The 21,576-nt window shown below is 54.7% G+C and carries 25 protein-coding genes; 14 read left to right on the forward strand and 11 right to left on the reverse strand.

The window, feature by feature from the left end:
* Positions 1–24: 24 nt before the first annotated feature.
* Both WFN75_RS06445 and WFN75_RS06450 read left to right on the forward strand, forming a co-directional pair.
* Positions 25–939 (forward strand): bestrophin family protein, encoded by a 915-nt coding sequence (locus WFN75_RS06445; protein ID WP_336995837.1) that lies wholly within the window; start codon positions 25–27, stop codon positions 937–939.
* Between the two features lie 144 nt (positions 940–1,083).
* On the forward strand, positions 1,084–1,593 hold the full coding sequence (locus WFN75_RS06450; RefSeq protein WP_336995838.1) for a GNAT family N-acetyltransferase: 510 nt from the start codon (positions 1,084–1,086) through the stop codon (positions 1,591–1,593).
* A 39-nt stretch (positions 1,594–1,632) separates the two neighbouring features.
* Here the strand turns inward: WFN75_RS06450 and WFN75_RS06455 are convergent, their stop codons facing one another.
* From WFN75_RS06455 to WFN75_RS06470, 4 genes are all read right to left on the reverse strand, one after another.
* Positions 1,633–2,028 carry a hypothetical protein gene (locus WFN75_RS06455; RefSeq protein ID WP_154298845.1) on the reverse strand — a complete coding sequence of 132 codons (396 nt, stop codon included), beginning with the start codon at positions 2,026–2,028 and terminating at the stop codon, positions 1,633–1,635.
* A 57-nt stretch (positions 2,029–2,085) separates the two neighbouring features.
* The gene (locus tag WFN75_RS06460; protein ID WP_336995839.1) at positions 2,086–2,208 is read right to left on the reverse strand and encodes a hypothetical protein; all 123 of its coding nucleotides are present in this window, start codon (positions 2,206–2,208) and stop codon (positions 2,086–2,088) included.
* 28 nt (positions 2,209–2,236) lie between these two features.
* Positions 2,237–2,785 carry a GNAT family N-acetyltransferase gene (locus tag WFN75_RS06465; protein ID WP_336995840.1) on the reverse strand — a complete coding sequence of 183 codons (549 nt, stop codon included), beginning with the start codon at positions 2,783–2,785 and terminating at the stop codon, positions 2,237–2,239.
* Between the two features lie 133 nt (positions 2,786–2,918).
* Positions 2,919–3,809 (reverse strand): LysR family transcriptional regulator, encoded by an 891-nt coding sequence (locus tag WFN75_RS06470; protein WP_207291753.1) that lies wholly within the window; start codon positions 3,807–3,809, stop codon positions 2,919–2,921.
* Positions 3,810–3,937: 128 nt separating this feature from the next.
* On the opposite strand from WFN75_RS06470, the gene WFN75_RS06475 reads away from it, so the two are divergent.
* The 8 genes from WFN75_RS06475 to ompC all read left to right on the forward strand — a co-directional run bounded on the left by WFN75_RS06475 (position 3,938) and on the right by ompC (position 11,686).
* Positions 3,938–4,198, forward strand: coding sequence for a DUF2798 domain-containing protein (locus tag WFN75_RS06475; RefSeq protein WP_046885629.1), 261 nt, complete (start codon positions 3,938–3,940; stop codon positions 4,196–4,198).
* A gap of 97 nt (positions 4,199–4,295) precedes the next feature.
* Positions 4,296–5,186, forward strand: a complete 891-nt coding sequence (locus WFN75_RS06480) for an alpha/beta hydrolase (protein WP_233802456.1) — start codon at positions 4,296–4,298, stop codon at positions 5,184–5,186.
* Between the two features lie 142 nt (positions 5,187–5,328).
* Entirely contained in the window at positions 5,329–5,796 is a 468-nt protein-coding gene (locus WFN75_RS06485) for a GNAT family N-acetyltransferase (protein ID WP_336995841.1), read from the forward strand.
* A 138-nt stretch (positions 5,797–5,934) separates the two neighbouring features.
* Positions 5,935–6,930 carry an alpha/beta fold hydrolase gene (locus WFN75_RS06490; protein WP_336995842.1) on the forward strand — a complete coding sequence of 332 codons (996 nt, stop codon included), beginning with the start codon at positions 5,935–5,937 and terminating at the stop codon, positions 6,928–6,930.
* 47 nt (positions 6,931–6,977) lie between these two features.
* On the forward strand, positions 6,978–7,718 hold the full coding sequence (locus WFN75_RS06495; RefSeq protein ID WP_336995843.1) for a response regulator: 741 nt from the start codon (positions 6,978–6,980) through the stop codon (positions 7,716–7,718).
* A complete protein-coding gene (locus WFN75_RS06500) occupies positions 7,715–9,019 on the forward strand; it encodes an ATP-binding protein (protein WP_336995844.1) in 1,305 nt (434 codons plus the stop codon). Before WFN75_RS06495 ends, WFN75_RS06500 begins: the two co-directional genes overlap by 4 nt.
* Positions 9,020–9,149: 130 nt before the next feature.
* Complete coding sequence (locus WFN75_RS06505; protein ID WP_336995845.1) at positions 9,150–10,340, forward strand: cytochrome c biogenesis protein DipZ; 1,191 nt, start codon at positions 9,150–9,152, stop codon at positions 10,338–10,340.
* Between the two features lie 224 nt (positions 10,341–10,564).
* Positions 10,565–11,686 (forward strand): porin OmpC, encoded by a 1,122-nt coding sequence (gene ompC, locus WFN75_RS06510; protein WP_336995846.1) that lies wholly within the window; start codon positions 10,565–10,567, stop codon positions 11,684–11,686.
* Between the two features lie 6 nt (positions 11,687–11,692).
* Here ompC and tam read toward each other — a convergent pair whose 3' ends face one another.
* From tam to WFN75_RS06525, 3 genes are all read right to left on the reverse strand, one after another.
* Positions 11,693–12,451 carry a trans-aconitate 2-methyltransferase gene (tam, locus tag WFN75_RS06515; protein ID WP_325945835.1) on the reverse strand — a complete coding sequence of 253 codons (759 nt, stop codon included), beginning with the start codon at positions 12,449–12,451 and terminating at the stop codon, positions 11,693–11,695.
* A gap of 73 nt (positions 12,452–12,524) precedes the next feature.
* On the reverse strand, positions 12,525–12,887 hold the full coding sequence (locus tag WFN75_RS06520; protein WP_336995847.1) for a DUF4406 domain-containing protein: 363 nt from the start codon (positions 12,885–12,887) through the stop codon (positions 12,525–12,527).
* Between the two features lie 7 nt (positions 12,888–12,894).
* Entirely contained in the window at positions 12,895–13,479 is a 585-nt protein-coding gene (locus WFN75_RS06525) for a GDP-mannose pyrophosphatase (RefSeq protein WP_336995848.1), read from the reverse strand.
* Between the two features lie 87 nt (positions 13,480–13,566).
* Here WFN75_RS06525 and WFN75_RS06530 point away from each other — a divergent pair, with 87 nt between their 5' ends.
* Complete coding sequence (locus WFN75_RS06530; RefSeq protein ID WP_207291745.1) at positions 13,567–14,322, forward strand: DeoR/GlpR family DNA-binding transcription regulator; 756 nt, start codon at positions 13,567–13,569, stop codon at positions 14,320–14,322.
* Between the two features lie 66 nt (positions 14,323–14,388).
* Here the strand turns inward: WFN75_RS06530 and WFN75_RS06535 are convergent, their stop codons facing one another.
* The 3 genes from WFN75_RS06535 to WFN75_RS06545 all read right to left on the reverse strand — a co-directional run bounded on the left by WFN75_RS06535 (position 14,389) and on the right by WFN75_RS06545 (position 16,471).
* On the reverse strand, positions 14,389–14,880 hold the full coding sequence (locus WFN75_RS06535; RefSeq protein WP_336995849.1) for a GNAT family N-acetyltransferase: 492 nt from the start codon (positions 14,878–14,880) through the stop codon (positions 14,389–14,391).
* Positions 14,868–15,134 (reverse strand): type II toxin-antitoxin system TacA family antitoxin, encoded by a 267-nt coding sequence (locus WFN75_RS06540; protein ID WP_040075705.1) that lies wholly within the window; start codon positions 15,132–15,134, stop codon positions 14,868–14,870. Before WFN75_RS06540 ends, WFN75_RS06535 begins: the two co-directional genes overlap by 13 nt.
* Before the next feature lie 188 nt (positions 15,135–15,322).
* On the reverse strand, positions 15,323–16,471 hold the full coding sequence (locus WFN75_RS06545) for a PD-(D/E)XK nuclease family protein (protein ID WP_336995850.1): 1,149 nt from the start codon (positions 16,469–16,471) through the stop codon (positions 15,323–15,325).
* Positions 16,472–16,633: 162 nt separating this feature from the next.
* Between WFN75_RS06545 and WFN75_RS06550 the strand changes: the two genes are divergently transcribed.
* Positions 16,634–16,972 (forward strand): hypothetical protein, encoded by a 339-nt coding sequence (locus WFN75_RS06550; protein WP_207291741.1) that lies wholly within the window; start codon positions 16,634–16,636, stop codon positions 16,970–16,972.
* Positions 16,973–17,005: 33 nt separating this feature from the next.
* Here the strand turns inward: WFN75_RS06550 and WFN75_RS06555 are convergent, their stop codons facing one another.
* Positions 17,006–18,103, reverse strand: a complete 1,098-nt coding sequence (locus WFN75_RS06555) for an oxidoreductase (RefSeq protein WP_046885643.1) — start codon at positions 18,101–18,103, stop codon at positions 17,006–17,008.
* A gap of 120 nt (positions 18,104–18,223) precedes the next feature.
* Between WFN75_RS06555 and WFN75_RS06560 the strand changes: the two genes are divergently transcribed.
* Both WFN75_RS06560 and WFN75_RS06565 read left to right on the forward strand, forming a co-directional pair.
* Positions 18,224–19,111 (forward strand): LysR family transcriptional regulator, encoded by an 888-nt coding sequence (locus WFN75_RS06560; RefSeq protein ID WP_040075701.1) that lies wholly within the window; start codon positions 18,224–18,226, stop codon positions 19,109–19,111.
* Between the two features lie 265 nt (positions 19,112–19,376).
* The gene (locus tag WFN75_RS06565) at positions 19,377–21,566 is read left to right on the forward strand and encodes a TonB-dependent siderophore receptor (RefSeq protein ID WP_336995851.1); all 2,190 of its coding nucleotides are present in this window, start codon (positions 19,377–19,379) and stop codon (positions 21,564–21,566) included.
* Positions 21,567–21,576: the final 10 nt, after the last annotated feature.

The raw sequence follows: 21,576 nt of genomic DNA on the forward strand, positions 1-21,576 counted from the left end.
CTCTTAATTCTTCAGAAGCTGACTATGATCGTTCGTCCTCAACAGCACTGGCTGCGGATGATATTTGTCTGGCACGGTTCGGTGCTGGTTAAAATTTCCTCCCGCCTGTTTCTTAATTTTTTGCTCTCTATTGCCGTCATTATCCTGTTGCCCTGGTATACCTCACTCGGCATCAAACTGACCGTAGCGCCATTCAGTATCCTCGGCGTGGCGATAGCGATCTTCCTCGGGTTTCGTAACAACGCCTGTTACTCACGCTATGTCGAGGCGCGGCAACTCTGGGGCCAACTGATGATTGCTTCCCGCTCGCTGTTCCGCGAGGTGAAAAACACGCTACCCGATGATCCGGCACTGGGTGAATTCGTGCGTCTGCAGATTGCCTTCGCCCACTGCCTGCGTATGTCGCTCCGCCGCCAACCGCAGGCCAGCCAGCTGGCGAACTACCTGTCACCCGAAAACCTGCGCCACACGATGGATTCCAGTACACCGGCAAATCGCATTTTGTTGATTATGGGGGAGTGGCTGGCCGTACGGCGCCGGGAAGGGAAGTTGTCCGATATCCTCTTTCACAGCCTCAATAACCGTCTGAATGATATGTCTGTGGTGCTGGCCGGATGCGAGCGTATTGCCAATACACCGGTACCGTTCGCATATACGCTGATTTTGCATCGCACGGTCTATCTGTTCTGCATCATGTTGCCCTTCGCCCTGGTGGGGGATCTGCATTACATGACGCCGTTCGTTTCGGTGTTGATCTCCTATACCTTTATCTCTCTCGATGCGCTGGCAGAAGAGCTGGAAGAGCCCTTCGGCACTGAAAACAATGACCTGCCGCTGGATGCTATTTGTAATGCGATGGAAAGAGACCTTCTGCAGATGAACGACGAGCAAGAGATCCCGCCGCGCATCCTGCCTGATAAGTACTACCAGTTAACCTGAAACGGTTCGGGGCGGTTGGCAACGCTGGCACGCCTCGACGTTTATTATCCCATCGGCAGACGTAACCGGGCCGCCAGCCAGGCCTTGCGCGCAGGACTAACCTGCATTAGCGTCGTTATCCTGTCCGCTATCTGGAAAGGAATCATGAATATCACCATTACGCCCGCGCAGCCTGAACAGTTTGCCGCGTTGCGCGCCATTGAATTGGCGGCATTTGATACATTACAGCTCGCCGGCGCGGTCAGCGGCGAGGCCTCTGCGGCAAGTCTGGACGAACTGGGTGCCTTGCGCGAGGAAGGGGTGTTACTGACGGCTTTGACGCCGGAGGCGGTGCCGGTCGGATTTGCGGCAGGCAGCATGGAAGAGAACTGGCTCCATATTGCTGAAGTGGATGTGCACCCTGACTGGCAGCGTCAGGGCGTGGGGACTCAGTTGATGCGGGCGATACTTGATACCGGGCGAGCCCGTGGTCTTGTTGGGGCAACCCTGACAACCGATCGCCTGGCAGCATTTAATGCGCGTTTTTACGCGACGCTGGGTTTTGAAATAATCGAAGGGTCAGCAAGGCCGTGTCATTTGGCGGATCGGATCACCGATGAAATCAATAGCGGGTTCGATCCCGCCCGACGTGTCGCTATGTTGATGCGCTTTTAATTGATGTAAAATCCGCCAGGCGATTCCCGGCGAGTTATCTCACAGGCTGGGATATTTCCCGTCCTCATCCACCAGGTAAATCTGGGTTAAATACCATTTTTGCTTCTCCTGCTTAAAATGGTACTCATACACGGGCGAATAGTACTCAGCCGACAGCTGGGTGGTGATAACCGCCTCCTGCTGTTGAATGTTTTTGCCGATAATTTTCTCCCGCGCCGGGTCGTGCGAAGCGTCGGAACCATACGCGACGGGCTCACCGTGAAAGTCAGGTTGGGTATATTTTTTTAGCAGTGCGGCATAATTTTGCTCCGCCGTTTTCATCGCATTGACATCATCTGGACGACGATTCTGGAAGGATTCATCGTTCCAGATTTTATAATCATGCTGAAATGCCACTACCATCTGCTCTGGTGTTGTAGCCATTGCCTCACTCATACATAGCACTCCCGTCAGGAATAAAAGCAGAGAAATTAGCCTGTTTTTCATCGTGTCTTATCCGCCTGCGCAGCCAGGGATAAACGTTGCCATCCGGTCAAAAGGCCCGTTGCGGCCAACATTTATGCTCCATGATCTTCTCTTTTTTGCCACCAGCACGGGAATAAACACGATTTTCATCTCTCATTACTCCTTAAATTCAAACAGTTCAGAACATAGCCAGTGGATTACGCTTGCGCCAATCGTCTCGTGAAAGAGTAAAGAGCAGGCTCGGGGGCGCGTTCTTCACGTCGTCAACTTCACGGCTATAGGTCAGCCCCGTTTTCATCAGCACCTTTTGCGATGCGAGATGGTTACCCCGTACCACGGCAGAAATGTCACTCAGTCCGAGCGTCTCAAAGCCGTAATGCACGGCAGAGAGAGAAAACTCTGTTGCCAGTCCTTTACCCCAGGCGTCGGTGGCAAAACGATATCCGAGATTATTGATAGTGATGTCGGCATAACGGCTGATGCTTAATCCCCCAAAGCCAATGATCTGTTCAGGATTTTCGCGTAACGCGATCGCCCAGTTGCCGAATCCCTTATCGCGCCAGTGCGTGAGCCAGCGTTCAAGCACCGCTTCTGCATGCTGGAGAGAGGGATAGGGGCCTGCGGGGTTAAATTGATTGGTCGCCGGGTCACCATAAATGCTGAACAGCGTTTGTGCATCGGTCTCTGTGACAGGCCGAAGTTGCAGGCGTTTCGTTTCTACTATCACACTCTTCTCCCGGAGTTTATGGTCAGATGCTGCCATGAAAAGCATTGAACATTTTTAGCCCTGCGTAAAGCGCTAATAACAATGGTAAATGAGTACAAGGCTATGACGTTTCACCGGCCCTCCAGGCCATGACTCACTCCCGGATTGCCTCTTCTAAGAATTCGATAAACGCTCTGACCTTCGCATTCAGCGCCGATCGTTCATGAACACAGGCGAAAATCGTCATCGGCACGGATTCCGTATCGTGACAGAACAGAGGGACCAGCTGTCCATTATCAATAAAGGGCTGTGCGACAAAGCTTGCCAGACGCGCTATCCCGCCGCCGTTGACGGCGATTCTGGCAATAATATCAATATCATCACTGATAAATTTTGGGTTGAGTTTGGCGTTAACCTGCTGGCCGTTGACGGCGAATGTCCATGGAAGGAAACGTCCATCTGTGGGATAACGAAATACCAGACAGGCGTGATGGCTCAGTTCGTCCGGCGTGCTGGGTGTACCGGCAAGCGCCAGATAGGCCGGTGCTGCACAGAATACAAAGGGGAGGGAGGCGATTTTTCGGGCGATAAGCTGATCGTTAAGTTGCGCCTCGATGCGGATACTCACATCCACCCCTTCAAGGCGATGATCGACGTTACGGTCGGTTGCGATCAGCTCGACCTCAATATCGGGAAAAGCCTGATTAAAAGCCGGCATGAGTGGGGCGATAACATGGCGACCAAACGCGGCCGTTGTGGCTATGCAGAGCGGGCCCTGCGGTCGACTCTCCGTGGCTGCGGCCTGCGAAGCGATCTCAATATCCTGCGGTATATGTCGAACTTTCTCGAAATAACGTTTTCCGTTTTCGGTTAACGTCATGCTCCGGGTAGTGCGCGAAATCAGACGCACCCCTAAATGCGACTCCAGCCGGGATAAGCTCTGGCTCACCGCCGCCGGGCTCATTCCTTTTGCCCGCGCCGCGGCAGCGATGCTTCCATTCTCGACCACCCGAATAAAATTGCTGATTAGCCCTAACACGTCCATCGCGTCTCCGAGGTTCTATTCATCACATTCTCTTAATAATGATTAAAGCACAGCCGCTCTACTGAGAGAACGCTTAACTTGTTAGTTTAGCGGCTGTTTTCACCTGACAAAATCAAGAAGGACGGTTCATGAACGACACCATCGCAAACAGAACTCCCCGTATTCGCTTGCCAAAGCACGCCTCACCTTACGTTTTCGCACTCTATATGGCGACCATTATGGCCTTTCTGATGAGCCTGGTTATTACCCTGGCTGAATTCGGCGCCGGCCCGCATTACATGGAAAATGTGATGAATGCTTATCAGGTTGCCATGCCGGCGGCCTTTTTCTGCATCCTCGTGGTCCGTCCGGTGGTGAGCCGTCTGGTCGGATTGACGGTTCACGGCTGAAAACGGCTCGTTGTGCTATGACAAACAGAGGGATATCCTTTTATCTCTTACGGATATCTCTTTGTTTAGCTTCGCAACCTTTGCAGGTTTCACGCTTATGCCAGACACGACTATCGAAACGCTTCTGGAAGCCCAGGGCCCCTGCGGTATGCTCAGGGGAACGTTACTCTCGCCGGTCCCTTCTCCTCAACAGGTCGTTTTCATTCTTCCCGGATCCGGACCCACCGATCGGGACGGCAATAACCCGCTGGGCGTGAGTGCGTCTACCTATCGACATTTGGCCCAGGCGCTGGTCGCGTACGGCATTGCTACGCTCCGTATTGATAAGCGCGGGATGTTCGCCAGCGCATCCGCCGTGCCTGATGCCAATGCGGTAACAGTGCAGGACTACGTTGATGATGTTCGTGCCTGGATAGCAGTGCTAAAACGCGAAGTGCCTACCGCCGCCGTCTGGCTACTGGGCCACAGCGAAGGCGGCGTCGTGGCGCTCGCTGCGCAGGAAGAGGAGGTAAAAGGGGTCATGCTGGTCGCAACGCCAGCGCGTCCGCTGGGTGAAATCTTGCGTCAGCAGCTGGCAAACGCCGCGCTTCAGGAGGAGGGCAGCGCTATTATTGCCGGGCTCGAGCAGGGTTGCCGTGTCGATGTTGCACACGCCCATCCGGCGTTGCAAAGCCTCTTTAATCCCGCTGTTCAAGGCTTTCTTATCGATCTCTTTTCCCGCCATCCGCAGGCCATGATCGCTACCGTGCGCAAACCGCTGCTGATTTTACAGGGCGAGCGCGACCTGCAAGTAGAGCCGGAGGAGGCCCGGCGCCTCAGCGCGGCTAACCCCAATGCCACTCTGGTCCTGCTCCCGGATACCAATCATGTACTGAAGTCGGTTCGCTCCGATAGCCTGCAAGAAAACATGGCGGCTTATTCAGATGCCTCGCTTCCGCTGGCGCCTGGGGTGGTTGCTGCCATTACGCAATTTCTCGCCCGGCACTGAATATTGGCTCTGACATCCTGCCGCCTTTTCATGTTAAAACATTGTTACGCGTCTCGACGCGGATCACGCGGTGTTCATTTGAAACCGCACATCGCAAACGCCTGTGTTTCATAACCAAAAATAACAACAATAAGGAGAGACGATGCAGTTGAGAAAAGCGCAGGCGCATGAAGCCGAAGCGTTGTGGAATCTGCGCAATCTGGCGATCCGCCACGGTTGTGTCAGCAGTTATAGCCCGGAGATTATCCGTAACTGGACCCCAGAGGCCATGCCCGAACATTACCGTAAGATGATTATCGATAACCCGTTTTATGTTATCGATGCCCAGGGCGTACTGGTCGCCAGCGGTTATCTCGATCTGAATGCTGCGAGCGTAGAAGCGATTTTTACCCTGCCAGGCTACACCGGCAAAGGGCTGGCATCGCAAATTATTGCGGCTATTAAAGAGGAGGCGGCCGCGCGGGGTATAACCCGCCTGACACTCGAAGCGACACCGAATGCTGCCGATTTTTACCTGCGCCACGGGTTTGAGTGGCTGGGTGAGAGTATGCACCCGTCGGCAATGGCCCGCGCCGAGTTGCGCTGCGTCAATATGGCCATCACCCTCTAAATTTTTCCCTTGTTTGTATCACAGTGTATATAGCGCCGGGTCCGATACGCAGGCATGCAGTTCGGCCCGGTTGTGCACACATTATCCTTACACTGGCATGTTGTTATGTCCGGGTAAACACAACCCGGAGACAGACAAATGAAAAACAAACTGGCTTATTCAACCCTGGTCGCAGCCCTCTCTCTTTCAACCGTGATGGCCTGTCAGGCCGAAGCGGCAGGGACGGATTACCATGCCGCATTTAATCAGCTGCATCAGATCAACGCCGGTGACCTGAACGTCGGTTACGTTGATATCGGCCCAAAAAATGGCGAACCGGTGATTTTGCTGCACGGCTGGCCCTACGACATTAGCAGCTATGCCGAGGTAGCCCCGGCGCTGGCGGCGAAAGGTTATCGCGTCATTGTTCCTTATAACCGCGGGTTTGGTACCACCCGTTTTCTCTCCTCGAAAACCCCTCGAAATGGGCAACCTGCCGCCATGGCGAAAGATGTCATTAATCTGATGGATGCGCTTAACATCAAGCAGGCGGTTTTTGCTGGTTACGACTGGGGCGCCAGAACGGCGGATATCGTGGCAGCGCTGTGGCCTGATCGGGTCAAATCGCTGGTTTCGGTGAGCGGTTATCTGATTGGTAACCAGCAGGCGGGTAAAAAACCGCTGCCGCCGCAGGCCGAATTACAGTGGTGGTATCAGTTCTACTTCGCTACCGAACGCGGCGAGAAGGGCTATGCCGCAAACACCCACGACTTTGCGAAGCTGATCTGGACTCTGGCCTCACCGGGCTGGAAATTTAGTGATGCCACCTTTAATCGCAGCGCTAAAGCGCTGGATAACCCGGATCATGTGGCGGTCACCATCAGCAACTACCGGTGGCGTCTGGGTCTTGAGCGCGGCGAGCAAAAATACGACAACTACGAGCAAAAACTGGCGGCGGCGCCCGTTATCACTGTGCCTACCATTACCATCGAAGGGGATAACAACGGCGCACCGCATCCGCTGCCGGCCGCCTATGCCGCCAAATTTACCGGCAAATATGAGCACCGCACCTTTACGGGCAATATAGGTCACAACCCGCCGCAGGAAGATCCGCGCGATTTTGTTCAGGCCGTGGTGGATGCGGACCATCTTTAAGCAAACTATGCTAATTTCTGCGTATCCCTTATTAACAGGAGCTTACCGTGGATGCAGCTGACCATATCCTTGTCGTCGATGACGACAGGGATATTCGTGAACTGATTGTTGATTACCTGCATAAGTCGGGCTACCGCGCGACCGGGGCGGCCAACGGCAAAGAGATGCGCGCCGTGCTTGATAAACAACATATCGATTTGGTGGTGCTGGATGTCATGATGCCCGGCGACGACGGTTTGACGCTCTGCCGCCAGCTGCGTAGCGATAAGCACCAGGATCTACCGGTATTGATGCTCACCGCCCGCAGCGACGATATGGACCGCATCCTTGGGCTGGAGATGGGGGCCGATGACTATCTGGTGAAACCCTTTGTTGCCCGGGAGTTGCTGGCGCGCATTAAAGCGATTCTGCGTCGTTTTCGCACCCTGCCACCCAATTTGCAGGTGACAGAAGCCGGGCGGATCATTGCCTTTGGGGAGTGGCAGCTGGACACCAGCGCCCGCCATCTGCTGGATGCCGCAGGGACAATCGTGGCGCTGAGTGGGGCGGAGTACCGTCTCCTGCGGGTATTTCTGGATCACCCCCAGCGCGTGTTAACCCGCGACCAGCTTCTCAACTTCACCCAGGGGCGAGACGCCGAGCTGTTCGAGCGCTCTATCGACCTGCTGGTGAGCCGGGTGCGACAACGCCTGAACGAGGATGCCCGTACCCCGGCCTATATCAAAACCGTGCGCAGCGAAGGCTATGTCTTCTCCATGCCGATCAGCATCGTTGAGGCGCGAGAATGAAATTCTGGCCACGTTCGCTCCTCTATCGGTTGCTGCTGATTGTGCTGCTGGGACTGCTGCTGGCCAACGGTCTGAGCCTGACGCTGGTGATGATCGAAAGAATGACCAGCGCCCGTAACGTGATGCTGGGTAACCTCGAGCAGGATGTTGCCACCAGCGTGGCGATCCTCGACAGGCTGCCTGCCGATGAGCGGGCGGAATGGCTGCCCCAGCTGGCGCGGGGCAATTACCGCTACCTTTTGGGCGAGGGGGAGCCCGGCAACCCGCCGCACGACGCCCGATCCCGGGATGCTATACGCACTATTACCGACACCCTTGCGGGCCGCTACCCGCTGCGCTTTACCGCCGTACCGGGGCCTGTGTCGCACATTCAGGCTCATGTCACCCTGCGCGACGGCGCGCCGCTTACCATCGATCTGATCCCGCGCATGCCGCCGGTGGCCCGCTGGTTACCGGTGGTGTTTATCCTGCAGGTATTGCTTGTAGCGCTCTGCTCCTGGCTGGCGGTACGGCAAGTGGTGCGTCCGTTTACCCGATTCACCCGGGCGGTGGATGCGCTGGAGCCAGCCAGCCAGACCCTGACGCTGGCCGAACAGGGGCCGCTGGAGGTGCGACAGGCTGCGCGGGCCTTTAACGCCATGCAGCAGCGAATCCAGGCGTATTTACAGGAGAGGGCGCAGATCCTGGCCGCCATCTCCCACGATTTGCAAACCCCGATTACCCGTATGAAACTGCGTGTCGAAATGGCCGATCAGCCAGAGCTGCGCGATAAGCTGACCGCCGATCTGGATAATATGACCCGACTGGTGCGAGAGGGGATCGCCTTTGCCCGCTCGTCCGGATCGTCTGAAGAGACGCCCCGGCGTCTTGATCTGCACGCTTTTATTGACACTATGGTGTGCGACTATCTCGACATTGGGAAAAACGTGCAATTTCGTGCAAGCGGCGTTGGGCAACCGCTGACGACACGACCGCAAGCCCTGCGCCGGGTGGTGACTAACCTGCTGGATAATGCCCTGAAATTTGGTGATGCCGCCGACGTGACGCTTAACTTTGCTCCTCGTGAGGTCAGTATCGTTGTGGCCGATAACGGACCGGGGATCCCGCAGGATGAACTGGCCGCCGTGCTGCAGCCTTTTTATCGGGTGGAATCCTCCCGTAATCGCGAAACGGGCGGGACGGGGTTAGGGCTGGCGATTGCCGCCCAGCTCACCGGCCAGATGGGCGGAAAACTGCAGCTCGTTAACCGCCCGGAGGGAGGACTGGCAGTAACCGTGACTTTACCTGCCACGCAAATGTAGTCTTTTGTATCAGCCTGGGTCGTAGATACCCAGGCTGACAAATCTCGCCTTTCTGCACATATCCCGCACACATCACTCCGCTGTAATAGTCCCACTGCGCCGTTGCAGATAACTGCTTAGTGAGGTCGATATGACGCTGTTAATCGCTTTTTTTGGGGGCATGGTAAGCCTGCTCAGCCCCTGCACGCTGCCGGTGATCCCGCTGCTCTTTGCCGGATTTCGTGGCCAGCCCCGGCAGATAGCCGCCATGCTGGCTGGCATGGTAATGATGTTTACCCTGGTTGCCGGGCTTATCACCGTCGCCAGCGACTGGGTAATTGATGCCACGCTGGTGGGGCGCTGGCTGGCCCTTGTGGTGCTGGCAATGGCCGCCGTGTCGCTGATTTTTCCGGGCGTAGCCCTGCGCGTGGCGGGCCCCGCGCTGAAGCTGGGGAATGTGCTTAATGACCAGAGCCATAAAACGCGCGGGTTGGTCTCCGCCGGGCTCGCAGGCATGGCGGTAGGGTTACTGTGGTCACCCTGCGCCGGGCCGATATTAGGGGCGATCCTCAGTCTGGGCCTGGCTGGTGAAAGTGCCCTGACCACCGGAGCGCTTCTGGCAGCCTATGGCAGCGGTTGCGCTGTGATGCTGGCGCTGTTGGCCTTTTGTGGCCAGCGAGTGTTAACTCGCCTGAAAGCCAGCGGCGGAGTGATGGAAGGGCTGCGCAAAACCGCCGGTGTGATGATGCTGGGCACCGTAGTACTCACCGCCAGCGGGATGAACAGCTTGTTACAGGGGGCAAATGGCGTGGCCGATCGGGTCGAGCAGCGCCTGTTACAATGGGCTCCCGATATCACACGACCGGCGAAGTTACAGCCGGTGGTGGAAACGGCCCCGTCCAGCGCGATGCCTTCCCTCAGCGGTGGCACGGCATGGATTAACGGTGAGCCGGTCACCCCCGCGTCGTTAAAGGGCAAAGTGGTATTGATTGATTTCTGGACCTGGGACTGCATCAACTGCCAACACACGCTACCGCATGTCCGGGAGTGGGCAAAAAAATATGGTGACCAGGGGCTGGTAGTCATTGGCGTACATACCCCGGAGTACCCCTGGGAAAAACCGCTCGACTCGGTGAAAAAGGCGGTAGCGAAGTGGCAAATCCCTTACCGCGTCGTTACAGATAATAACTACAAAATCTGGACGGCGTTTGGTAATCAATACTGGCCCGCACACTACTATTTTGATGCCAAAGGGCAACTCCGTTACACCGCGTTTGGTGAAGGAGATTATGCAAAACAGGAGCAGGTTATTCAGCAATTACTTAAAGAGGCCAGAACCTGATTGTTTAAATAAACACCCCTGATTTTTATTTTACCGCTTTATATCATGACGGCGCACATTATCCATATGTGCGCTTTTCGCGTGAATTTATTTCAAGCAAAATTAACGATCCGTGCGCTAATGCTTTTACTGTTTTACATACATTTACAGGAGTGATAACAATAATGCCCTGCAACCTTTTCAGGTTGTATTTTGGCAAGTGGCAGATTATCAGGGTATAAAAAATGAAAATTAATCAACTGAGCATGCTGATTAGCGCAGCCATGCTCTGTACAACCGCACACGCAGCAGAGATTTATAATAAAGACGGCAACAAACTGGATCTTTATGGTTTAGTTTCCGCAGAGCATTATTTTTCTAACAGCAGTGATAACGATGGCGACCAGACTTATATGCGTCTGGGTTTCCGCGGTGAAACTCAGGTTAACGATCAGATTACCGGGTATGGCCAGTGGCAGATGCACATCGATGCCACTAAATCCGAAGGCGAAAGCAACAACCCGCGCACCCGTTATGCGTTTGCGGGGCTGAAATTCGCCGATTATGGCTCTATTGATTACGGCCGTAATAAGGGCGTGGTCTATGATTCGCTGGCCTATACCGACATGCAGCCAGAGTTCGATGGCATGACCTACGGTTCCGATCAGTTCCTGTTCAACCGTACCAATGGTGTGCTGACCTACCGCAACACTGACTTCTTGGGTCTGGTTGATGGGCTCAACGTTGCGCTGCAGTATCAGGGTAAAAACGATGGCGGCGGGGAGCCGGGCGTGCGTGACGTACTGCGCCAGAATGGTGACGGCTTCGGGGCCTCTGTTACGTACGACATCGGTGCGGGCTTTAGCGTAGCGGGCTCGATGATGAGTTCTGACCGTACTAATGAACAAAATACCGCCGCCGGTATTATGGGTAAAGGTAAACGGGCCGAAGCGTATTCTGGCGCCATTAAGTATGATGCGAATAATATCTATTTAGCGGCGATGTTTACCCAGGCCTATAATGCCTCCCGATTTGGTTCTCGCTCCAGTGACAGTGCCTATGGTTACGCCAATAAATCACAGATTATGGAATTCTACGCCGGTTATCTGTTCGATTTTGGGCTGCAACCTTTCGTCGCTTATGATGTATTAAAAGGTAAAAATCTCGGCAGGGCGGTATCCGGAAATACCTACGGTGACGAAGATCTGATTAAATATGTCGATTTTGGTGCGACCTATAACTTCAACAAAAATATTAACGTATTTGTAGATTATATGGTTAACCTGGTTGATGAAGATCGGTTTACCCGTGAAGCTGGTATTAATACCGACGACGTGGTCGCCGTCGGCGTGGTGTATCAATTCTGATTCACCTCAGGGTTCGCGTCTGGCAACAATAAACAGGCGCGGATAGGCAAGCAATATCTGGCCGTTCTCCTGTAGCGGATAGTGCTCTTCCAGTAGCTGATGATAGCGGTGCAGATAATTTTTCTGTTCGCTCTCATTCAGCTCCTGTAGCCATGGGCGTAAGCCCGTGGCGCTCACCCAGTCTATAATCGCCTGGTGCGACGTCATCTGGTGGTAGTAGGTGGTTCGCCACAATGTCACGTCACATCCCGCTTCGCTCAAAATATCATGATAAGCATGCACCCCCGGTAACGCTTCCCGTCCACGATCCGGGTAACCTTGTTCCCAGGCCACTTCGCGCATCAGGACGTGGGTCGGCTCTTGCCAGTTGTCCGGCATCTGCACTGCCAGCACGCCGTTCATTTTTAGCAGCGAGACCAGTTTCGGCAGCAGATCGTAGTGGTCTGGCACCCACTGTAACGAGGCGTTAGCAAAGATCAGATCCAGGGGGCGATCCGGGCGGTAGTGACGGATATCTTCCTGCAGAAAGTGACAGTCGGGCAGGGCGCGGCTGGCTTCTGCAATCATCGCGGATGAGCTATCGACCCCGGTGATATGGGCCGTGGGCCAGCGCTGATGTAGCAGGGCGGTGCTGTTGCCCGGGCCACAGCCGAGATCGACAATCTGCTCAGCGGCTTCGACGTTTACGCGGGAAAGCAGATCGATGGCCGGGCGGGTACGCTCCGAGCCATAGTGCAGATATAAGGTGGGATTCCAGTCATCCATTGTAGCGCCTCCTGTTTTTATGAACACAGCAAGTGTAGATGATTCGGACAGAACTCCCGTTCTGTCCGCCTTATTATGCCTGCGGGATCGCGTCAAGCTCGGTATAAACGGTCAGACCGTGCTCCCGGGCGACCTCAATATCCATATCCGCTCCTCGCGATGCGCCGGAGATACGATAGAGGGCATCGCAGCGGGTAATTAACCGGTGCGCCACCGGATAGAGCATCGCTTTGCTTATCTCATCTCCCAGCTGCTGCGAACCGGCGGCCTTTGCCAGCGGCAGTGCCAGCCACTCGCCGATCAGCGGTATGTGCCCACGCTCCCACACCGCTAGCGCCGCCGCCTCCAGTTTCGCCAGGTTAGCCTCAATACGGGCAGGGTCGCCATCGGTGCCGCTACGATAGGGGCCGGCAATCAAAATCAATTTTTTAGACATCATTTCCTCACAAAATGCCCTTCAGGGCGAGATGGTAAATCAGCATGATGGTTTTGCCATCGACAATCAGGCCGTCATCAATGGCGCGTAGCGCCGCCTCAAACGGCATTTCCAGAACCACGATATCTTCGCCTTCGTCTTTAATGCCCCCACCGTCGCCGGTGCGATCCTGAGGCTGATATTCGGCAATATAGAAATAGAGTTTTTCGGTCACCGAGCCCGGGCTCATAAAAGCTTCGAACACTTTTTGTGGGCGTGCGACCCGATAGCCGGTCTCTTCTTCGGCTTCGGCTTTTATGCGGTTTTCGGGGTCCATGTTGTCCAGCAGACCGGCGGCGGTTTCGATGAGATAGCCGTCATGCCCGTTGAGAAAAACAGGAAAGCGGAACTGTCGGGTCAGGATTAGGGTGCGTTTTTCACGGTTATAAAGGAGGATGGTGGCACCGTTACCGCGATCGTAAGCTTCGCGATTTTGCCGTTGCCACTCCCCGTCATGACGCTGCAGTTCGAAGGTGTACTTTTTCAGGCTATACCAGTCATCAGACAGGATTGTGGTATCGATAATACGTACTTCTGCACGTTTTGATTGCATGTTTTACTCTCCCTCGGTAGTCTGACCATCATAAGCAGCACATTCGTGCAAGATCAAGTTAAAGCGTGCAACTTCAGGAATAACCCGATGCTCACCAGTCAACGTAAACAACGCATCCTTGAGAAACTCAACGCCGAAGGGCAGGTATTATCGGGCGCGTTAAGCCTTGAATTCGCGGTCTCTGAGGACACCATCCGCCGGGATCTGCGCGAACTGGCGGCAGAAGGGCGCTTGCAACGCGTTCATGGCGGCGCGTTGCCGGCTTCGGGCGCGGTGGCCAATTTTGCTGAACGAAAAACGTTGCGCACCGATGCGAAAAAGCGGGTGGCGCAGCAGGGGGCATCGCTGATTTCAGCCGGGCAGGTGGTAATCATTGATGGCGGGACGACCACCGGTGAACTGGTGCGCTGTCTGCCGGACGATCTGGCGATCACCGTGGTGACGCACAGCCCTGGCATTGCACTGGCGCTGGTTGAACATCCGCTGATTGAGGTGATCCTGATTGGCGGTCGGCTATTTAAACACTCGATTGTCACCGTCGGCGCGGCCACCGTCGAGGGTATCGAACGTATTCAGGCGGATCTCTTCTTTATGGGGGTTACCGGTATCCACCCCGAGGCGGGGCTAACAACCGGTGATTACGAAGAAGCGTGTATCAAACGTGCATTTTCCGGCAGAGCAGCCGAAACGGTGGTGATGGCGTCGCCAGAGAAGATTAACAGCGCCTCGCCGTTTCAGATCGGTCCGCTCTCCCTGGTCAACACTGTGGTGGTCGAGCCGGATACCGACGCCGCGTGGGTGAAGGCGATACGCGCAAAAGGGATAACCGTTGTGGGTGCTTAATCAGTCGCGGAGAAGAGCAAAAAAAGCGGGGCCGGCAAATGTCAGCCAGGCTCACAGCCTTATTGCTCAAGTCATTATTGGCAAACGCAGGAATAAGGTTCTCTCCTGCGTTTGTGAAGGGGTGAACCCGTGATGGATGTAAAACTGCCTGGCGCGGTCAGAAATAGCATGAACCATAATGGCCCGTACGCCAATGTTCTCAGCCACCCGGCAGCAGCGTAAGACGGCGTCATGGAGTAAATCAGCGCCGAGTCCTTTGCTGTGAAAACTCGCGTCAACGGCAAGCCGGGCCAGAATGATGACGGGGACCGGATCGGGCATATTCCTGCGCAGGCTTCCCGGTGCAACAGCATGGGTGACGCTACCGGTCGCGAGAGAGTAGAACCCAATCACCTGAGACGCGTTGCCCCGGCATACCACAAATGTCCTTGCGGGTCCCATGGATTGATTTTTTAATCCCCGGTGCTTAATCCATTCGTCCAGTGCAGCTTCACCACAGTGAAATTCAGCGAGAATATGTGACGAATTCAATGGTACTGGAGCCGTTACTTTTCCCACTGCGGTTTTCTCGCCAGGAGTTTATCCATCGCCGGATTAGCAGTCACCGGGGCATCCAGCATCTCGATAAATTCGGCATATTGTTCATCGTTAAGATTAAACATCCGGCGGTCAAGGATGACGTTCTCAGCTGCCTGGCAGGCCATCTCCAGGATAAAATCGGTGCGTGATTTATGGAGAATCTCAGCGGCAGCATCAATCAGGGCTCGCTGCGCTTCTTTTGCCCGGATATTAAGCTGAACATCAGATTTCATACTCCCTCCTTTGTATAGCAAATGATATACACAGCTTAGCACTGATGTATAGCAAACGCTATACAGGCTTTACGCGAAGCTCGCTCTGGACACTGTAATTAACTCTGTCAGCAACCCGATTTAATGCATGACATTTTGAATGGCAAAAAGGTGTCACTTCTGCTTTGCGTTGACTCTACTGGAAAAGGTTAGCGCGGCAGTTCAACGACAAACGCGTTCTCTGTTAGCACGCCCTCAATAAACAGCGCCATCTCTTTCAATAGCTGTCGGCCTTCCTCCAGCGTACCGTTCGGCGTGCCGAAGGAGATCGTTAACTCTTTGCCGCTGCGCGACAGCAGGATCTCTGCATCGTCTTTGTTGGCGGCGGGGAGGAACAGCCCCGAATGCTTGTTTTCCTCGATCGCCTGATGCAGGGTGGCCAGCTCCGGACAATCCGCCACGTTCACTATTCCGTTGACGTAGAACTTCATGGTCTGGCCATTTTTCGCCGGATAGTAGACCAGCGTCACCCAGCTGGTTTCATTTCCCCAGCCTTCCGGATAGAGATGAATCGCCTTGTAATCGCCCTCCCAGTTATTCACCCGGTGGCGACAATTCTTATCGGGGAAGATCTCTGCCATCGTCAGCTTAGCGGTTTCAATCATTGCCGCCTCAAACTCCGCTAATAGCGCGTTGGCTTTCAGTAACTGCTGAAAGTTTTCCGTCACGAAGGTCTGCTTGTCGTTATTCATGATCTGCTCAGGTTCCTTTCCACTTAGCGCATAAAGATGGTTTAAAAATTCGGTGTAGAAAACATGCCACTTGCTGAAAGGGAGGCGCGCCTGGTCTTGTCCCAGACGGTTTCGGGCCGCGTCTACCAGCGTGGAGTAGTTGATAAATGGCCAGCCTGCCTGTGGCGGGCAGCGGTTAGCGTCTGGCTTCACAATGCAGGTGTAGATTGGCTGCCCATTGTCCACACAGCTTTCAAGCAACTGCTGGTAGCTTGCAAAAGGGTTATTAATGGCGGAAAAGGTTTTATGCTCAATGCCGATAATAAAATCCTGATGATAGATCAGCAGATCGAGAAACTTGCCGTCTTCTGTTATGACCTCCCGGCTGACCTCAAGGGACGTGGTATCCAGCGCGTCGCCCTCGTTGCCGATGTTCAGGCAATGTAGCAATGCGTTTAACAACCAGGGCGGCACCCCCGCGTTTTCCCCCATAAACAATGCCAGCAGATCCGAGGTGGGGTTCTCCAGATATCCCGAACCGCCTGCGGTAAAGAAATTCACTTCCGGAACGGCTTCTGGCGGCAGAGAATCCAGCTGCTGTAAAAAATCGGTGCTCAGGTCACTCATTTTCCAGTCTTATCTATGGCTTACAGTACGGTGATCCTACCGGACACAGGCGCCAGGCAATGCGCGAATCAACCCTGAAGTTTGGTGAGTTTTGGGCCTTTCAGGCGTATCGGCACGCCATGGCCTATTATTCAGAGAGTAATGACTGGGTTACTGGAGTGCATGATGATCAAGACAATACGTATTGTGTCGCTCGCTTGCCTGCTGTTGGGTGGCTGCTCCAGCAGCCCACTGACCCCGCAGGAGCAGAAGTATCAGCAAATCAAAGAGGCGGCCCGCGTCTGCTCGGAAGAGGTGAAAGCACACACGATGGAGCTCTCCACCGAGGGGCAAACGGCCGACAGCACAGCAACGACCGTGGATTATGATATGGGGGATGGATTGCCGCCGCGTACGGTGGATTCCCGTTCATCACCGGTGATGGATAACGGGACGCCGGGCAATGCCTGGACTGCGTGCATGAAGCGCAAAGATGCGCTGGTACCCGAACTGAAGATCTGAGCCCGAACAGAATCCGGGCTGCGCGGGGTGTTATCAGACCACCAGCTCGCTCTCTTTAATATCCGCAATGGGTGAAAGAATCGCGTTATCAAAATCACGCGGTGTCGTCCCCGCGGCAATACGGTTTGGCCAGTCATGATTGGCCAGGGCACCCCGGCCCAGGGAGATAAAATCAGCCCCCATTCCCATGACTTCTTCCGCTCGCGCCTTATCATGCAAACTGCCGTTCGCCATTAGCGTCAACTGTGGGGCGTATTTACGCGCCAGTTCCACCAGCGAGAGCGGGTTGTCCGGGAAGGCTGGCTGCCAGGCTTCGTGCTCGGTGAGATGCAGGTAATCAATGCCCGATTGCGCCAACAACGTAAACACGGTGCGCGCATCCTCTTCGCCATTAGCCCATTTATGGAAAAAGTCATTAACCTTGCCCTGAGAGAGACGTATGCCGACAACCACATCTGCGCCTACACGAGCACGTACCGACGCGATCACGTCCAGGCTCAGGCGCAACCGGCTGGCGATATCGCCACCCCAGCGGTCGTTACGCGTATTGGTATAGTCGGTGAAGAACTGATCGAGAAGATACCCGTTAGCGCCGTGGATCTCCACGCCATCAAATCCGGCAACGTTCACGGCGTAGCTGGCGGCATCTGAGAAGCTGTCGATAATGGCGCCGATCTCGGCTTCATTGAGTGCGCGTGGAACAGGGTATTCACCTTCCCCCCGGTAGAAGGCCATCTGTTGACCCACCGGGCGAATAGCCGACGGGGCCACGGTACCGCTCAGATAGTGGTTTCCCTGTGAGAGGGCGCCCGCATGCTGGATCTGCGCGAAGATTTTACCCTGCTGACGGTGCACGGCGTCGGTGACGCTACGCCAGGCGGCCGCCTGCTGCGGGCTGGTTAGCCCCGCCTGGAAGGCATAGGTTTGTGACCATGCCCGATCGATATAGATCCCCTCGGAGATCACCAGCCCAAAGCCGCCGCGCGCAAAATCCTGGTAATATGCCTTCATCCTTTCCGTAGCATGACCATCGACGGTCGCGGTGACGCGGGTCATGGGGGCCACCACAAGGCGGTTTTTTAGCGCGACATGCCCAATGCGGCCAGGGATAAGAAGGGGGGAGCTGTTCATAGAAGTCCTGTCAGTTTTAACTCTTTTAAGCACTATAATCACTGACGAATACGCTATAAACCGGGCAAAATGATAAGGCTGTATATCATTTATCGTTATAATCGCCATGACGGAGTTGCTATGAATCTTCAGGATGTCTCGCTGTTTCTGGCGATCACCGAAACCCGTAGCCTGACGCAGGCTGCGAAGCGGCTGGATGTCACGCCGATGGCCGTCTCACGCAGGCTGGCCTCTCTGGAACAGGAGCTGGGCACCCGGCTGCTGCAGCGCACAACCCGCTCGGTGTCGTTAACCCAGGAAGGGATGGAGTTTTTGCCCTATGCCCGGGCGCTGGTGGATGCCGAAGCGGGGGCGAAAGCGCTCTTTTCTCCCACCACACAGGGGGCTTCCGGACTGTTACGGATCACGGCGCCTACCGGCTTTGGTCGGCGTAATATATTGCCGCTGGTGCCCGGGTTGCTAGCGGCGAATCCGAAGCTCAATATTGATCTGCAGCTCGGCGAAGACGTGGTGGATATTGTCGGTAGGGGTATTGATGTGGCGATCCGAATTGCTCCGCTGAAAGACTCGAACCTGATTGCACGTAAGATTTGTGATAACCCCCGCATTGTCTGCGCCTCGCCGGCGTATCTGCACGCCTTCGGTCATCCCCAAACCCTGGCCGACCTGGCGGAACATAACTGCCTACGTCTGACCAGCGTGCCGCAATGGGTATTTGAGCGTGATGGCGAGATCATCAGCGCCGCCGTAGAAGGGCGTTTCAGCTCCGATAACGTAGAAGGGGTGCGCGAACTCTGCGTGCAGGGGTTGGGATTGGTACAGTTGACCCGCTGGGATGTATTAAAGGAGCTCAACGACGGCACGCTGGTCGAGATCGTTCTGGCGGATGTGCGTCCACAGTCCCTTTCCATCTGGGCGGTACTGCCCACTACACGTTTCCTTCCGCTGCGAGTGACCACCTTTATCGATACCCTTAAATCGTCATTAACCTCTCCAGCCAGAGATTAACCCTGTTTAATGAATGGGCAAAAAAAGGTAGGGAGAGGATGTTGTTCCAAATAATCAAGCCGTTAAAGAAAGACTTACTGCCTTCCTGTTAATGAATTATTACATTCCGCATTGTTTATGTAACAGAAATAAATATCATAACGAGAATCGTTACGAACAAAGCCCGCAGGCTGAATACGATTCTTACCCCCTGTTTTTGCACGATAAAGCTTCATCGTACGGCCTGCGTTACGTTTAACCTCCACCTACAGGAAACGTTACACCCATGCAGCGTCACTTTTTATGGGCTCTTAATCCTTGCCTGCTTGCACTTTTATCCACCCCAGCCTGGTCGGCAGCCGCCGAAGAGGACGAGCTCGTTGTCTCGGCCAGCCGTTCACACCGTAGCGTCGCGGAAATGGCACAAACCACCTGGGTAATTGAACAGTCTGAGATTGAGCAGCAGGTACAGGGGGGGAAAGAGCTGAAAGAGGTTCTTGCCCAGCTAATTCCCGGTATGGATGTCAGTAGCCAGGGGCGAACGAATTACGGCATGAATATGCGTGGTCGTTCCATGATGGTGATGGTGGACGGGGTTCGGCTTAACTCTTCGCGCAGCGACAGCCGACAGCTTGACGCGATCGATCCATTTAATGTCTCACGTATTGAGGTTATCTCGGGGGCCACAGCGCTGTACGGCGGCGGAAGTACCGGCGGCCTGATTAACATTGTCACGAAAAAAGGGCAGTCGGAGAGAGAAGTTGAACTGCAGACGGGGATAAAAAGCGGATTTAACAGCCATAACGATCATGATGAAAACGTGGCGGCCGCGGTAAGCGGTGGCACAGACCGCGCTTCCGGTCGACTCTCTGTGGCGTATCAGCGCTATGGTGGCTGGTACGATGGCCACGGTGACGAAGTCATTATTGATAACACCCAGACGGGGCTGCAGTATTCAGACCGTCTTGACGTGATGGGCACCGGTACGCTGGATATTGACGACCATCAGCAGATTCAGCTCACGACTCAGTACTACAAAAGTGAGTCGGACGGTAAACACGGTCTCTATCTTGGTGAGAACTTCTCTGCCGTTACCGGGCAAGGTAAAGCCTATAACTCGGGCAACCTCGACGCCGATCGTCTGCCAGGCACCGAGCGGCATTTGATCAACCTCCAGTACTCCAATACCGATTTTCTGGGCCAGGATCTGGTTGCGCAGATCTACTACCGTGACGAAAAACTGACCTTTTATCCTTTCCCGACGCTTGCGGGCGGCAGCGTGGGGAGCATTGGCGCCTCTCAGCAGAATACCGATTACTGGGGCGGCAAATTGACGCTCAACAGTCAGCCTGTTGACGACCTGACCCTGACGTATGGGGTAGACGCAGACCATGAGACCTTTGATGCCAATCAGCAGTTCTTCGACCTGACGAAGGCCGCGCAGAGTGGGGGGATGGATCTGCAGAATGCGTACCGGGTGGGGCGTTATCCGAGCTACAGCATTACCAACCTGGCGCCGTTCCTGCAATCCAGCTACGACATTCGCGCCATTACGCTCAGCGGCGGCGTGCGCTATCAGTACACTAAAAACAAAGTCGATGACTTTGTGGGGTATAACCAACAGCAGGCCATTGCCCGGGGGGATGCCCTCTCTGCCGATGCCGTACCTGGAGGAGAGACCAGCTATAACAACCTGCTGTTTAACGCCGGTATTCTGGGGCGTGTGACGGAACGCCAACAGGTGTGGTTCAACTTCTCTCAGGGATTCGAAATTCCCGATCTGGCGAAGTACTACGGCTCTGGCCGTTATCAGCTGGTGGACGGTCACTATCGTCTGATCGATAGCGTGAACGTCAACGACTCCAGACTCGATGGTATTAAAGTTAACGCCTATGAACTGGGATGGCGTTATAACGGCGATAACCTGCGGACGCAGATTGCGGCCTATTACTCGCTCTCTGACAAAACGATCAATATTAATAAGACGGATATGACCATTAATATTGAGGACGACAAGCGCCGGATCTATGGCATTGAAGGGCAGGTTGACTACTTCTTCCCGGACAGCGCATGGAGTACCGGTACCAATTTCAACGCCATCAAATCAGAAACGCGGGTGGATGGGCAGTGGCAGAAGCTGACCGTCGATAGCGCCAGCCCGTCGAAAGTGAGCGCGTGGCTTACCTGGGCGCCGGGTCCCTTAAGCCTGCGCGTACAGAGCACACAGACGTTTGACGTGTCGGACGAAGCCGGTAAAAAGATCAACGGCTATAACACCGTCGATTTACTGGGCAGCTACGAACTTCCGCTGGGTAAGCTGAGCTTCAGCGTCGAAAACCTGCTTGATAAAGATTACACCACCACGTGGGGGCAGCGCGCGCCGGGTCTCTATAGCCCGACCTACGGCGATGCTGGCCTCTATACTTATAAAGGGCGTGGCAGAACCTTCGGCCTGAACTACTCCGTTCTGTTTTAACTCGTCATCT

The sequence above is a fragment of the Leclercia sp. UBA7405 genome (assembly GCF_037152215.1).
Classification (GTDB): Bacteria; Pseudomonadota; Gammaproteobacteria; order Enterobacterales; family Enterobacteriaceae; genus Enterobacter; species Enterobacter pneumoniae.